The sequence below is a fragment of the Saccharopolyspora sp. CA-218241 genome, from assembly GCF_050954615.1.
Lineage (GTDB): Bacteria > Actinomycetota > Actinomycetes > Mycobacteriales > Pseudonocardiaceae > Saccharopolyspora > Saccharopolyspora cebuensis.
Genome location: NZ_CP191860.1, coordinates 370,731 through 384,435, shown reverse-complemented (window position 1 = coordinate 384,435; position 13,705 = coordinate 370,731). Strand labels below are relative to the sequence as shown.

Annotated in this window: 11 protein-coding genes; 1 reads left to right on the top strand and 10 read right to left on the bottom strand. The window is 74.3% G+C overall.

The window, feature by feature from the left end; genetic code table 11:
• Positions 1-85: 85 nt before the first annotated feature.
• Positions 86-571 carry a DUF3180 domain-containing protein gene (locus tag ACQP0T_RS02030; protein WP_433871032.1) on the bottom strand — a complete coding sequence of 162 codons (486 nt, stop codon included), beginning with the start codon at positions 569-571 and terminating at the stop codon, positions 86-88.
• Between the two features lie 103 nt (positions 572-674).
• On the opposite strand from ACQP0T_RS02030, the gene ACQP0T_RS02025 reads away from it, so the two are divergent.
• Positions 675-1,664, top strand: coding sequence for a MerR family transcriptional regulator (locus ACQP0T_RS02025; RefSeq protein ID WP_433871031.1), 990 nt, complete (start codon positions 675-677; stop codon positions 1,662-1,664).
• A 104-nt stretch (positions 1,665-1,768) separates the two neighbouring features.
• On the opposite strand, the gene folK is transcribed toward ACQP0T_RS02025, so the two are convergent.
• The 9 genes from folK to dacB all read right to left on the bottom strand — a co-directional run bounded on the left by folK (position 1,769) and on the right by dacB (position 13,647).
• Entirely contained in the window at positions 1,769-2,263 is a 495-nt protein-coding gene (folK, locus tag ACQP0T_RS02020; protein ID WP_433871030.1) for a 2-amino-4-hydroxy-6-hydroxymethyldihydropteridine diphosphokinase, read from the bottom strand.
• A 10-nt stretch (positions 2,264-2,273) separates the two neighbouring features.
• A complete protein-coding gene (folB, locus tag ACQP0T_RS02015; RefSeq protein ID WP_345358950.1) occupies positions 2,274-2,663 on the bottom strand; it encodes a dihydroneopterin aldolase in 390 nt (129 codons plus the stop codon).
• A gap of 1 nt (position 2,664) precedes the next feature.
• Positions 2,665-3,507, bottom strand: a complete 843-nt coding sequence (gene folP / locus ACQP0T_RS02010; protein ID WP_433871029.1) for a dihydropteroate synthase — start codon at positions 3,505-3,507, stop codon at positions 2,665-2,667.
• Positions 3,507-4,181 carry a GTP cyclohydrolase I FolE gene (gene folE / locus ACQP0T_RS02005; RefSeq protein WP_433871028.1) on the bottom strand — a complete coding sequence of 225 codons (675 nt, stop codon included), beginning with the start codon at positions 4,179-4,181 and terminating at the stop codon, positions 3,507-3,509. The genes folP and folE overlap by 1 nt, the downstream gene beginning before the upstream one ends.
• Positions 4,182-4,242: 61 nt before the next feature.
• The gene (ftsH, locus tag ACQP0T_RS02000; RefSeq protein WP_433871027.1) at positions 4,243-6,807 is read right to left on the bottom strand and encodes an ATP-dependent zinc metalloprotease FtsH; all 2,565 of its coding nucleotides are present in this window, start codon (positions 6,805-6,807) and stop codon (positions 4,243-4,245) included.
• 546 nt (positions 6,808-7,353) lie between these two features.
• Entirely contained in the window at positions 7,354-7,911 is a 558-nt protein-coding gene (hpt, locus tag ACQP0T_RS01995) for a hypoxanthine phosphoribosyltransferase (protein WP_433871026.1), read from the bottom strand.
• A gap of 43 nt (positions 7,912-7,954) precedes the next feature.
• Positions 7,955-8,929 (bottom strand): tRNA lysidine(34) synthetase TilS, encoded by a 975-nt coding sequence (gene tilS / locus ACQP0T_RS01990; RefSeq protein ID WP_433871025.1) that lies wholly within the window; start codon positions 8,927-8,929, stop codon positions 7,955-7,957.
• Positions 8,930-8,972: 43 nt separating this feature from the next.
• Complete coding sequence (locus tag ACQP0T_RS01985) at positions 8,973-10,085, bottom strand: zinc-dependent metalloprotease (RefSeq protein ID WP_433871024.1); 1,113 nt, start codon at positions 10,083-10,085, stop codon at positions 8,973-8,975.
• A 40-nt stretch (positions 10,086-10,125) separates the two neighbouring features.
• Positions 10,126-13,647 carry a D-alanyl-D-alanine carboxypeptidase/D-alanyl-D-alanine endopeptidase gene (gene dacB / locus ACQP0T_RS01980; RefSeq protein WP_433871023.1) on the bottom strand — a complete coding sequence of 1,174 codons (3,522 nt, stop codon included), beginning with the start codon at positions 13,645-13,647 and terminating at the stop codon, positions 10,126-10,128.
• Between the last annotated feature and the right edge of the window lie 58 nt (positions 13,648-13,705).

The window sequence follows — 13,705 nt, the reverse complement described above, 5'->3', positions numbered from 1 at the left end:
GGTTCGAGACCCGAAGGGAACTGCGGACCGCCGGTGATCCGCGGGGCGGTGCCGGTGGCGTGCCGCCGGGTGCTGGGCGGACCGCCTACTCGCGGTCGTCGGGCTCGTCCGGCTCGTCGGGGTTGCGCAGGCAGTGCTCCAGCCACAGCCCGGCGCCCACCAACGCCGCCGCGCTGATCAGGCCGACCACCGACGCCAGCGCGTCGCTCCGGGCGACGTCCACGGTCCCCCAGCGCTGCGAGAGGTAGGCCAGCAGGCCGATCCAGATCCCGCCCATCAGGGCCCCGGCCAGCGAGGACGCCTTGGCCAGCGCCACCGCCCGGGCGGCGGTGATCCGGTCGACCGGCTCGACGCCCTCCTTGCGGCGGATGCGCGGGCGCATCACGATCGCCAGCACGAGGTCGATCACCGCGACCACCAGCAGCGTCGCCCCCACCGGCAGCGGCAGCGGCGGCAGGCTCCCGTAGAACAGCTGCGTGCCCAGGAAGCTCACCAGCGCTCCGACCAGCGCGACCGTGAGGAGCTGGCGGGGCTGGGTGAAGGTCATGCGCTCGTCCTGCCGTGGTGCCACCCCACCAGGATGGCACCTCCGGACCCGCCGTTGAACTCGCCTCGCGACGACTTCGAGGTTCGGACTTGAGCCTCCACCGAGGGGAGGGCCGAAGGTGGCTCCCGTGGACGACGGAACGCGCTACACGATCGGCGAGCTCGCCCGGCGCACCGGGCTGAGCGTCAAGACCATCCGGTTCTACGCCGACCGCGGCATCGTGCCGCCCACCGACCGCACACCCGCGGGCTACCGGCTCTACGACGTCTCGGCGATCCGGCGGCTGGAACTGGTCCGCACCCTGCGCGAACTCGGCGCCGGGCTGGCGGAGGTGCGGCGGGTGCTGGGCAGCGAGACCAGCGTGGCCGGGCTCGCGCGCACCCACCTGGACCTGCTCGACGAGCAGCTCCGGGTGTTGCAGACCCGGCGAGCGGTGCTGCGGGCCGTCGTCAAGCTGAACCGATCGACGGAGGAAGTGAAACTCATGCACAAGCTCGCGCGCATGTCCGACGAGGAGCGCGACCGGCTCATCGACGAGTTCTGGAACGAGGTGACCGCCGGGCTCGACATCAACCCCGAGTTCGACGCCTGGATGCGGTCCGCCCGCCCGGCGCTGCCCGACGACCCGTCGGCCGAGCAGCTGGAAGCCTGGATCGAGCTAGCCGAACTCGTCCAGGAATCGGACTTCCGGCAGGCCGTCCGGGGGCTCCACCAGGAGCACTCCGACCGCCGCGACGACGGCGAGCCGATGGGCGTCCAGACGCCCGAGCAGGCCAAGCGGTGGTGGGCGGTCACCGACGAGGCCCGCGAAGCCGAGCAGGCCGGGGAGAGCCCGGACGGTCCCCGGGGACGGGCGGTGGCCGACCGGGTCGCCGAGCTCTCCACCGAGGACAACGGCACGCCCGACACCCCGGAGGCACGCCGGTCGCTGGCCGAAGACCTCGAGCAGCGCACCGACGAGCGGATCTCGCGGTTCTGGGAACTGCTGGCCACCATCAACGGGTGGCCCCAGCACCCCACCACCGCCGCGGCGACCCGCTGGCTCGCCGCCGCCCTCCGAGCCACCGCGCCCAGAGGGAACCACCCTGGCCGGACCCGGCCACCCACCCGATCGTGACCTGAGTGAGGGGCACCCTGTACCCAGCGACTTGGTACAGCGTGCCCCTCACCTGGGAAAGGTTCGCTCGGGTGGGTGGCGTGTGCGCCCGTTCTGGTGGTGGATCAGCGGAGGGGGAGGTCGTCCCGGCGGGTGACGCCGGCCTTCTCGGACTCCGGGAGGGCTCGGAGCAGGTCGCGGACCGGGCCGCGGCCCGGCAGGTCGGCGTCCGGGTCGGCTTGCAGCCACGGGATGAGGACCGTCGCCCGGGCCGGGGTGCCGGGGTGCGGCAGCAGGAGGTCCGGGTGGTCGCTGCGGACGTCGTCGACGGTGACCACGTCGACGTCGAGGGTGCGGGGGCCCCAGTGCCGTTCCCGGACGCGTTCGGCCCGCCGCTCCAGCTCCTGGCCCCGGCGCAGCCAGTCCCACTCGTCGCAGCGGTCGGACTCCACCACGATGATCGCGTTGAGGAAGTCCGGCTGGTCGGTGACGCCCCAGGCCGCCGTCTCGTACACCGACGAGGCGGCCACCAGCTCGTCGGCGAAGCCCGCCACCGCCAGCCGCAGGTGGGCCAGCCGGTCCCCGAGGTTGGACCCCAAGGACAGCACCGCTCGGCTCATCGCCGCCCCCTCAGGCCGGGACCACGCCGCCGCGCCCCCCGCGCCGCGACCGGCGCATGGTGACCGCCACGTCGGCGAAGGCCAGCGGGATCGGCGCCGTCGGCTTGTGCAGGGTGACCTCGGTGGCGTACACCCGGTCGTCGGTCATCACGTCGTCGGCGATCTCCCCGGCGACGGTCTCGATCAGGTCCCGCGACGGCCCGCCGACGATCGCCGCCGCGCGTTCGGCCAGCTCGCCGTAGTGCAGGGTCCGGGCCAGCTCGTCGGTCGCCGCGGCCTCGGCGAGGTCCAGCCACACCGTGATGTCGACCAGGAACTCGTGGCCGTCGCGCTTCTCCTCGTCGAAGACCCCGTGGTGCCCGCGGACCCGCAGGCCGGTGAGGGTGATCCGGTCCGCCACCTCAGCTCCCCCCTCCGGTCCGCCACGCCCGGGTCACCGCGACCGCGTCGAGCGACGCCCGCACGTCGTGCACCCGCACGCCCCACGCCCCGCGGTCGGCGGACAGCGCCGAGACCACGGCGGTCGCCGTCTCGCGGCCCGACGGGGGCCGCGGCTTCCCGTCGGCGTCGGCCAGCAGCCGCCCGAGGAACCGCTTGCGGGAGGCGCCGACCAGGACCGGGAAGCCGCTGCCGGTGAACACCTCCAGCCGGTTGAGCAGCTCCCAGTCGTGCGCCGCGGTCTTGGCGAAGCCGAGGCCCGGGTCGAGCACGATGGCCTCCTCCCGCACCCCGGCGGCCAGCGCGGCCTCGACTTGGCCGAGCAGCTCGTCGCGCACCTCGGCGACCACGTCGCGGTAGGTGGCCAGCGAGCCCATGTCCTTGCTGTGGCCGCGCCAGTGCATCAGCACCCACGGCATCCCGGTGTCGGCGGCGACGTGCATCATCTCCGGGTCGGCCAGCCCGCCGGAGACGTCGTTGATGACCACGCCGCCGACCTCGGCCGCCGCGGCGGCGACCTTCGCGCGGGTGGTGTCCACGCTGACCGGCACCCCGGCGGCGAGCAGCTCCCGCACCACCGGGACGACCCGCTCGGTCTCGGTCGCCGCGTCCACCCGCTCCGAGCCGGGCCGGGTGGACTCACCGCCGACGTCGATGATGTCGGCACCGGCCCGGAACATCTCCACGCCGTGCGCGACGGCGGCGTCCCGGTCCAGGTAGCGCCCGCCGTCGGAGAACGAGTCGGGTGTCACGTTGAGCACGCCCATCACGGCGCAGCGCTGCGGGTTCGGCAGCAGTTCGTGCATCACTTGCCCCTGATCAGTGCGAGGGCCTCGGCCCGGGAGGACGCGGAGCTGCGGAACACGCCGCGGACCGCGGACGTCGTCGTGGTGGCCCCGGCCTTGCGGATGCCGCGCATCCCCATGCACAGGTGCTCCGCCTCGACGACCACGATGACCCCGCGCGGGTCGAGCCGCCGGACCAGCGCGTCGGCCACCTGCGAGGTCATCCGCTCCTGCACCTGGGGGCGCCGGGCGTAGAGGTCGACGAGCCGGGCGAGCTTGGACAGCCCGGTCACCCGGCCCTGCTCGTTCGGGATGTAGCCGACGTGGGCGTGCCCGTGGAACGGCAGCAGGTGGTGCTCGCAGCTGGAGTAGATCGGGATGTCGCGCACCAGGACCAGTTCCTCGTGCGCCTCGTCGAAGGTCCGGTCCAGGACCTCGTCCGGGTTGGCGTAGAGCCCGGCGAACAGCTCGCGGTACGAGCGCGCGACGCGCGCGGGCGTGTCCCGCAGGCCGTCGCGGTCCGGGTCCTCACCGGTGGCGATCAGCAGCTCGCGGATCGCCGCCTCGGCGCGGGCCTGGTCGAAGGTGGCCGGGTGGTCGAAGGTGGCCGGGTCGTCGAAAGTGGCCGGATGCGAAGCGGGCCGGTCGTCGCGGGGGTCGTCCCCCGCGCCGACCGGCCCGTTGGTGCTGGACAATCGTTCGTTCCTCCACCGGCTGAGGCCCCCGCCCGGGTGGGCGGGGACCCCGACACCGGAGTCAGCGGTTCGTGGTGCCGTTGCCGTTGTCCGGCGGCCGCTCCGAGCCGCCCTCGGCCCCGGACTCCTTGCCGGTGTCGCCACCGGTCGTCGGCTCCGACCCGCCCGTGCCGTTCTGCTCTCCGGTCGGCGGCTGCTGCTGCCCGCGCTCCCAGGACGGCACCCAGTCGTACTGGTTGCCCTGGGCGGGCTGCTGCGGGCCGCCCTGCTGCTGGGGCTGGTACTGCCCGCCCTGCGGGTTGTAGTACTGGCCCTGCTGCTGCGGCGCCGGGTAGCCCGGACCGCCCGGCGAGGTCGCCGGGGTCCAGCCGGGCGGCGCCCCGTAGTTCGGCGGCACCGCGTGCGGGACCTGCCCGTACTGGGCCTGCGGGTTCTGGAACTGCACCGTGCCCTGGTAGGCGCCCGCCGGGGTCGGCTGCCCCTGCTGCGGGGGCTGGCCCTGCGGCTGCGGCTGCTGGCCCTGGGGCTGCTGCCCCTCGGGTTGTCCCTGCGGCGGCTGCCCCTGGGGCTGTCCCTGAGGCGGCTGGCCCTGGGGCTGCTGCTGCGGGTCGCCCTGCTGGGCACCGGCGGTGCCGTTGCCCTGGGGACCGCCGATCGGGGTCGGCGTCGGAGTCGGCTGCTCCTCGACCGGGGGCCACGGCTCACCGCGCTCCTTGGCGAGCTCGCCGCGGGTCTTGATCGGCGGCTTCTCCGACGGCGTGCGGCCACCGAAGTCGTTGAACGCGGTGATCCGGGGGCGCTTCTCCACGTCGGCGAAGATGCGCTCCAAGTCCTTGCGGTTCAGCGTCTCCTGGTCCATCAGCTCCAGGACGAGGTCGTCGAGGATGTCGCGGTAGGTGTTGAGGATCTCCCACGCCTCGGTGTGCGCGGCCTCGATGAGCCGGCGCACCTCCTCGTCGATCTCGTGCGCGACCTCCAGCGAGTAGTTCGGCTGCTGGCCGGCGGTGCGGCCCAGGAACGGGTCGCCCTCCTCCTTGCCGTACTTGACCGCGCCGAGCCGGGCGGTCATGCCGTACTCGGTGACCATCGCGCGGGCGATCTTCGTCGCCTGCTCGATGTCGCTGGAGGCACCCGTGGTCGGCTCGTGGAACACCAGCTCCTCGGCCGAGCGACCGCCCAGCGCGAACACCAGCCGGCCGATCATCTCCGAGCGGGTCATCATGTCCTTGTCGTCCTCGGGGACGACGAGGGCGTGCCCGCCGGTGCGACCGCGCGGCAGGATCGTCAGCTTGTACACCGGCTCCAGGTCGGGCATCGCCCACGCGGCCAGCGCGTGCCCGCCCTCGTGGTAGGCGGTGATCTTCTTGTCCCGCTCCGAGATGATCTTGCTCTTGCGGCGCGGGCCGCCGATCACGCGGTCGACCGCTTCCTCCAGCGCGGGACCGGTGATGAGCTGGCCGTTCTCCCGCGCGGTGAGCAGCGCGGCCTCGTTGACCACGTTCTCCAGGTCGGCGCCGGAGAAGCCCACGGTGCGCTTGGCCAGGCCCTCCAGGTCGGCGTCCTGCGCCAGCGGCTTCCCCTTGGAGTGCACCCCGAGGATGGCGCGGCGACCGCGCATGTCCGGCGCCGAGACCGGGATCTGCCGGTCGAAGCGGCCCGGGCGCAGCAGCGCCGGGTCCAGGATGTCGGGCCGGTTGGTGGCGGCGATCAGGATGATGCCGCCGCGCGAGTCGAAGCCGTCCATCTCGACGAGGAGCTGGTTGAGAGTCTGCTCCCGCTCGTCGTGGCCGCCGCCGAGCCCGGCGCCGCGCTGGCGCCCCACCGCGTCGATCTCGTCGACGAAGATGATGCACGGCGCGTTCTGCTTGGCCTGCTCGAACAGATCGCGCACGCGGGACGCGCCGACGCCGACGAACATCTCGACGAAGTCGGAACCGGAGATGGAGTAGAACGGCACGGCGGCTTCACCGGCGACCGCCCTGGCCAGCAGGGTCTTGCCGGTGCCCGGCGGGCCGTAGAGCAGCACGCCCTTCGGGATCTTGGCGCCGAGCGCCTGGTACCGGCCGGGGTTCTGCAGGAAGTCCTTGATCTCGTGGAGTTCCTCGACGGCCTCGTCGGCACCCGCGACGTCGGTGAACAACGTCTGCGGCATGTCCTTGGTGAGCTGCTTGGCCTTGGACTTGCCGAAGTTCATCACCCGGTTGCCGCCGCCCTGGACGTTGTTCATCATCCACATGAGCAGCAGCACCAGGATGCCGATCGGCACCAGGTACAGCAGGAGGGTCATCCAGATCGAGTCCTGGGTGACCTTGGTGTTCCACTGCGGGACGTCGGCGCTGCGGATCTCGTCGACGATCTGGTTGGTGGCTCCGGCGGGGTACTGCGCGATCAGCAGGGAACTGTCGGCGAAGGACTGACCTTCCTTCAGGGTCAGCCGAACCCGTTGCTCCTTGTCCTCGATGGTCGCGTCGGCCACCTTGCCCTGCGCGATCTGCTCCAGCGCGTCCGACGTCGAGACCTCGCGGTAGGCGCGGGTCTCGTCGAACAGCACGCTGAAGGCGTAGATCAGCAGGAACGCTGCAAGGATCCACAGCAGCGGGTTGCGGAGCAGGCGCTTTCGGTCCATTCACTTGCGGCCGGCGGGCGGCCTCGACCCTCCCTGACTGTCACTTCGGGCGACGGCGTGCTCGGCTTGACGAGGGTCGTCATGGCCGTCAACCCCTTCAGACCAGCGTACCGGCCCATGCGTCGGCACGACCATGCCGAGCGTTACGCGGAACACCGAGCGTACTCCCGCAGCGGTCACGGACCTGGACGCAGGGGCGGAATCCGGACACGCTCCGCCGAGGGCGAACACGCCCCCACCACCCCACCCGATGTGCCCGACCCCACCGGACCGGCCCCGATCAGCGACCACGCAACCGCCGTCCGGGCCGTTCGCCACCTGGGTGAGCGCGCCAAACGGAACCGCCGTCAGGCAAGCGGCGAAAGCCGCTTCCGCCTTGCCCCACCCTCGCAACTTGCACCGGAGCGGGTTCTCAGCGGCCTTTTCGCGAGGACAGCCGCGACGCCGTGTACGCGCTTGTACATGAGGAGCGGCTCCCGGAGCGAGCAGGCCGCTGAGGTTCCGCCACCGGCACCGCCACGCAACGGGACCACGGACACCGACTGATCAGACCCCAGACGTGTAGACCTTGGGGTCGAGGGTGCCTATGTACGGCAGATCCCGGTACCGCTCGGCGTAGTCCAGCCCGTACCCGACGACGAACTCGTTCGGGATGTCGAAGCCCACGTACTTCACCGGCACGTCGACCTGCACGGCGTCCGGCTTGCGCAGCAGCGCGCAGACCTCCAGCGAGGCGGGGCCCCGCGACTGGAGGTTCTTGAGCAGCCAGGACAGGGTGAGCCCGGAGTCGATGATGTCCTCGACGATGAGCACGTGCCGGCCGGCGATGTCGCGGTCGAGGTCCTTGAGGATGCGCACCACGCCCGACGAGGAGGTCGACGAGCCGTAGGAGCTCACCGCCATGAATTCGAGCTGCGCCGGCTGGTCCAGCGCCCGGGCGAAGTCGGTCATGAACATGACCGCGCCCTTGAGCACGCCGACCAGCACCAGGTCGCTGCCCCGGTCGGTCCCGTAGTCCGCACCGACCTGGTCGGCCAGCTCGCGGATCTTGTCGTTGATCTGCTGCTCGCTGATGAGCACCGATGCGATGTCGCCGTCGTACACGGCCCGGCTTCCCCTCTTCCCGACTCGACTCGTCCGCGGATGTTCAGCCATTCGCCACCCCGCGTTGCGCCGCTGTGAGCAGCAGCCTGCCACGTGTCCGGCGCAGCACAAAGTCGCCGGGCAGCGCCGGGCCGCCCTGCCCGGTCCAGTCGGCCACGAGGGCATCGGCCGCGCGGAGCTGGGCGTCGGTGATCTGCGGAACACCTCGCGCGCGCAACCAGCTCCGCAGCACCCGCCTGCGCAGCGCCCCGGGGTGCCCGGCCAGCGCCGCCGCGTCCAGTTCCGGACCCGCCGCGACCAGCGGCAGCAGCTCCTCGGCGAGCCCGTCGAGCGCGTCGACGTCCTCCCGGAGCTGCCGGGCGGTGCGGGCCAGCGAGGGCGCCACCCCGCCCTGGAGCACCTCCTCCAGCAGCGGCAGCACCGCTGTGCGCAACCGCACACGGGTGAACCGCTCGTCGGCGTTGTGCGGATCGCGCCACGGGACCAGGCCCTGCGCCGCGCAGGCCGCCTCGGTGGTGGCCCGGCGCACGTCCAGCAGCGGACGTCCCCACGGCGGGTCGAGCGGGCGCATCCCGGCGATCGACCGGGGTCCGGAGCCCCGGCCGAGCCCGAGCAGCACCGTCTCCGCCTGGTCGTCGAGGGTGTGCCCGAGCAGCACCAACCCGCCGGGGCGCGCGGCGTCCAGCGCCGCGTACCGGGCCCGGCGCGCGGCGGCCTCGGTCCCGCCGGGGCCGGTCACCTCGACGTCGAGCACCCGGACCTCGGCGCAGCCCAGCTCGCGGAGCTGCTCGGCGGCCCGCGCCGCCACCTCGGCCGAGCCCGGTTGCAGGCCGTGGTCCACCACCAGCCCGTGCATGTCGATGCCGCGCCTGGTCGCGACGTGCGCGCTCGCCGCGGCCAGCGCCAGCGAATCGGCGCCGCCCGAACAGGCCACCGCCACCGGACCGGTTCGGCGGGTGCGGTCGAGCAGGGTGCGCACGGCGACGCGCGTCGCGCTGACGGCGGGGTGGGGCGGCACCCGCCCATTCTCGCCGCCGCCGACGCCCCGGCGCGGGCGCGGGTCAGCCGTGGACGCGGCGCAGCCAGGCGGCGGGATCGGTGATCTCGGCGCGGGTCGGCAGGTGCTCCGGCGAAGCCCAGACCGCGTTGAAGCCGGACATGCCGACGGCGCCCACCACGTGCTCGGTGAACGCCGCACCCTGGGCGTACTGGCGGATCTTGGCGTCCACCCCGAGCAGGCTGCGCAACACCCGGTCCACCGGGCCGCCGCCGTTGCGGCGCTGGGTGAACCGCGCGCGGATGGTGGTCACGCTGGGCACCACCCGGGGCCCCACGGCGTCCATCACGTGATCGGCGTGGCCTTCCAGCAGCGTGGACAGCGCCAGGATGCGGTCCAGCACCTCCCGCTGCTCCGGGCCCTGCAGCAGCTCGACGACGCCGAGCACGCCCGGGCTGGCGTCGGCCGGGCGGCCGGACCGCACCTCGCGCAGCGCCGCGGGCAACCGCCCCAGCACCTCGGCCGCGCCGCCCTCCATCGCGCCGAGCAGTTCGCCGAGGTTGCGGGCGAAGTGCTCGCGCAGCCACGGCACCGCGTTGAACTGGAGCCGGTGGGTGGACTCGTGCAGGCAGACCCACATCGAGAAGTCCTCGGCGGGCACGCCGAGACCGCGCTGCGCGGCGACGATGTTGGGCGCCACCAGCAGCAGCCGACCGCGCTGGCCGGGCACCGGGGCCGCACCGTAGGGGTCGAACTGGCCGAGCACCTTGCTGCCCAGGTAGGCCAGCACCACCCCGGCCTGCACGCCCGCACCGCGGGCGCTGAGCCCGCCGAAGAAGTCCCCCGCCGGGCTCCGCTCACCGCCGTCCACGGCGGCCATGGCGTCCTCGGTGAGCAGGTCCAGGCCCTCGGCGGCGCCGCGCAGCCAGTCCCGCCGGTCGACCACGTCGCCCTCGGCGATGGGCAGGTCCTGGCCCAGCCCGGTCACCTCGCGGACGTGCGACTCCGCCTTGACGCTGAACCGGCGCAGGCCGCGCACCGCGCGCTCGGCCTCCGCGCGGGGCACCTCCGGACCTGGCTTGATCAGCCGGGAAGCCGTCGCGACGGCGACGTCCCAGTTCAGCGGGGCGGGAGCGGCGGCGTCCCGGCGGGGCGCCGCGGTGGGTCCGGCGTTCACAGCTCCGACGGTACCCGTGATCGGCGCGGCCGGACGGATGTCAGCCGCAGCCGCAGCCGCGCAGGGCGTCCACCACGTCGTCGAGCGCCGGGCGGGCCTCCTCCGGGCTGGTGCCGTTGGACATCAGCGCGAACACCAGCAATCGGCCGTCCTCGGTGAGCACCGAGCCCGCCAGGCTGTTCACCCCGCTGAGCGTGCCGGTCTTGGCCCGGGCCCAACCCTGGCCGGGGGTGCCCTGGAAGCGATCGTCGAGGCTGCCCCAGCCACCGGCCACCGGGATCCCGGGCAGCAGCGCGCGCAGCTTCGCGGCGCGCTCCGGCAGCCCGCCTTCGGGCGTGGCGGGGGCGTGGGCCGCCGCCAGCACCGAGCCGAGCACCTTCGGGTTCGCCCGGTCCGCCGTCGACAAGCCGCTGCCGTCGGCCAGCCGCACCCCGGTCAGGTCGAAGCCGTGGCGGGTCAGCACCTCCCGCACCGCCGCGGTGCCGCCGGCGAACGACGGCGGGTGCCCGGTGGCGATGGCGAGCTCGCGGATCAGCGTTTCGGCGAGCAGGTTGTCCGAGTGCCGGAGCACCGTCTCGACCTGCTCCCGCACCGTCGCCGACTCGACCTCGCCGAGCACCTGGGCGTTCGGCGGTGCGGTCCCGGCCGAGACCGACGAGGCGCCGAGCTCGGCGGCCAGCGCCTTGCCCGCCTCCAGCGCGGGGTCCGGCGGGCGCGGGCTGTAGTTCACCTTCGGGTCGGCCCGGCCGCCGTCCAGCATCACCGGCTGCACCGGGGCGACGTACCCGCCCGGGATGTCCTCGGGCAGCCAGCCCTCGGCCAGCAGCGGACCGGTGTAGCGGCTGGTGTCGACCCGCACCGAGGTCACCGGACCGCCGGTGGCGGCCCGCACCTGGGCGAGCAGGTCGTCGAACTTCGGCGCGTCCGGGTAGAACGACTCCTCGCCCGCCGGCAGCGCGGACAGCGTCACGTCACCGCCGCCGACCAGCACCACGCTGCCCGGCTCGGCACCGCGCACCACCTTGGTGCTGAACCGCTTGTCGTGGTCCAGCCCGAGCAGCACGGCGCTCATCGACAGGACCTTGCCCGTCGAGGCGGGCACCAGCGAGGTGCCCGCGTCGCGCTGCCACACCGGCTCGCCGGTGCTGGCGTCGAACACGATCCCGGCGAACTGGCCGAGCGCCGGGTTGGTCAGCGGTTCGGCGAGCGCCGCGTCGATCCCGGCCGTGCTCGGCGCCGACGACCCGCCGAGCGCGGTGATCTCCGGTTCCAGCCGGACCGGCGCGGGCGGTTCGGCGATCCGGGTGGTGCGCATCCACCCCGGCACGAAGATCACGCCGAGGACGAGCAGCACCACGGCGACCGCGGCCACCGCGATCAGCGGCCAGCGCCGCCGGGTCGCCGGGCGCGCCTCGGGCGGGGCCGGGGGCGGTTCCGGCGCGGGCTGCGGCGGCGCGGGCCGCGGTTCCGGTCGGCGCTGCGGCGCCGCCGGGGGCGGCGCGGGAGCGGGTGGGGCGGCGCCGGGTTGGTTCGCGTTGGGCTGGTTGGCGTTGGGCTGGTTGGCGCTGGGCACGCCCACCCCGGCGAAGTCCTCCGGGCGCGCGGTGCGCGGTGGTTCGGCGCCGAAGTCCGGGCGGGCGAACTGCTGCGTGCGCTCGACGTCGGACGGCGGCACCGCCGGGATGCGCGTGGTCGCCGGGCCCGGGTCGGGCGCCGGTCGCTGCTCGGTGGGCTCGACGCGCGGGATCTGCTGGGTCCGCTCGACCGGCGCGATCCCCTGGGACCGCTCGACGCGCGGCGGCTCCTCGACCCGCTGGATGAACTGCGTCGACTCCACCGGGCGGAACTGCTGGGTCCGCTCGGCCGGGCTCTCCGGCGGCGGCCCCGACGGCGGCGGAGTCGCGGGCGGAGGCGGTGCGGGCGGCTGGGCCGCGCCGGGCCCCGTGGGCCAGGGCGGCAGGGGCAGGCCGTGCGGCGGGGTCGGCGGCTCCTCCCGCTCCGCCGACGGGCTCCCGGGCTCCCGAGCCCCCTCGGCGACGTCCGCTGCCGCGCTCGCCGGTCCGGCCGCGTCGGAGCGATCGGCGGGCGCCTCCGGCTGTTCGGCGACCTCGGCCGGACGCTCAGCGAGCTCCTCCGGCCGCTCGGCGACCTCGGCCGGACGCTCGGTGACCTGCTCGTCGCTGCTCGGCTCGGCCGGGGCCGGTGCCTGCGGGGCCGGTGCCGCCTCGGCCGACAGCGCCGCCTCCGGCGCGGAGTCGTCCTGCGCGACCTGGGGCTCGGCAGGTCCCGCCTCGGCCGGAGCAGTCGCCCCGGTCGGCTCGGGCTCGCCGGACGGCTCGGACCCGGCCTCCCGGTCCGTCGTCACCCGGTCCGCCGTCTCCGCATCCTCCGCCGGTACGGCGTCCTCGGCGTGGTCCTCCGCACCACCGGCATCCGACTCGGCCCGCTCATTCTGGGCCGCCGGTTCGGCCTGCTCAGCCGATTCGGCCTGCTCGGCTCCGGATCGCTCGGCCGGTTCCGCCGAGTCGATGGCTGGTGCCGAGTCGGCGTGCTCGTCCTGAGGCACCGGTTCGGCACGCTCAGCCGATTCAGCTCGCTCGGCCGATTCGGTCCGCTCGGCCGGTTCCGCCTGCTCGGTCGGCTCATCCTGCCCAGCCGGTTCCGCCTGCTCGGCCGGCTCAGCCCGCTCAGCCGCTTCGGCCTGCTCGGCCGGTTCAGCCCGCTCGGCGGGTTCCGCTTCGGCCTGCTCGGCCGGTTCTGCCGGGTCGGTGGCTCCTGCCGACCCGGTCTCTTCGGCGCGCACGACCGCGCTGTCCTGCTCGACCTCAGCGGGCGCACCGGTCCGCGGAGCCGGTTCGGCTTCCCCGGCTTCCGCTGCGTCCTCGGCCTGCACCTGCTGTTCGGCTTCCGGCGCGTCCGCCGCTTGCGGAGGCTCCTCGGCCTTCGCCGCGTCGTCGGCCTGCGCAGGCTCCTCGGCCCGAGCAGGCTCCTCGGGCCGGTCGGCCGCTTCGGACGTCTGGGCGGTCGGCACCGCCGATTCGGGCTGCTCGGCCGATTCGGGCTGCTCGGCCGGTCCGTCCTCGTCCGCGGGTTCGGTCGGCTGGTCCGCTGCCGTCGGCTCGGCCCGCTCGGGCTCGTCGGTGGCGGCGGTCCGCTCGGCCGGTGCGTCGGCCGCGGAGTCCTCGGCGCGGTCGGTCGCCCGGTCTTCGGGCTGGTCGGACGAGGTGAGGTCGGCCGCCGCGCCGGGCTCGGCGCTCGGCGCCTCCCCGGGTTCGGCCTGATCGGAGCCCGTCGGCTCGGCGGTGGGGGTCGTGGCGTCGAGGTTGCCCGCGACCGGTCCCCACTTCGGTGGGCGCGCGGTCCCGCCGTCCCCGTCGGGGGTGGTGGTGTCCTCGGTCACGGTGGGCGGGGTGGACTCCGGTGCGGTGCTGACGGCGTGGTCGTCGGCGGGCCATTCCGGCTGCTGACCACCCGGTTTCGCCTCGCTCACCGGGTCCTCCGGCGATGACGCCCTGACGTCGGTTTCGGGCACCTCGCCCCCGGGCTTCTGGGGATCGGGCACGTGCTCCTCCTCGACGAGCTCCCAGATTGCCAGATGCGAGCTCCCGCACTGCGGTGGG

What these genes read in the sequence shown, in the direction of transcription:
- folK (WP_433871030.1), bottom strand. Translation starts at nt 2,263, where the DNA reads ATGAGCCGAGCGGTGCTGTCCTTGGGGTCCAACCTCGGGGACCGGCTG.
- folP (WP_433871029.1), bottom strand. Translation starts at nt 3,507, where the DNA reads ATGCACGAACTGCTGCCGAACCCGCAGCGCTGCGCCGTGATGGGCGTG.
- ftsH (WP_433871027.1), bottom strand. Translation starts at nt 6,807, where the DNA reads ATGGACCGAAAGCGCCTGCTCCGCAACCCGCTGCTGTGGATCCTTGCA.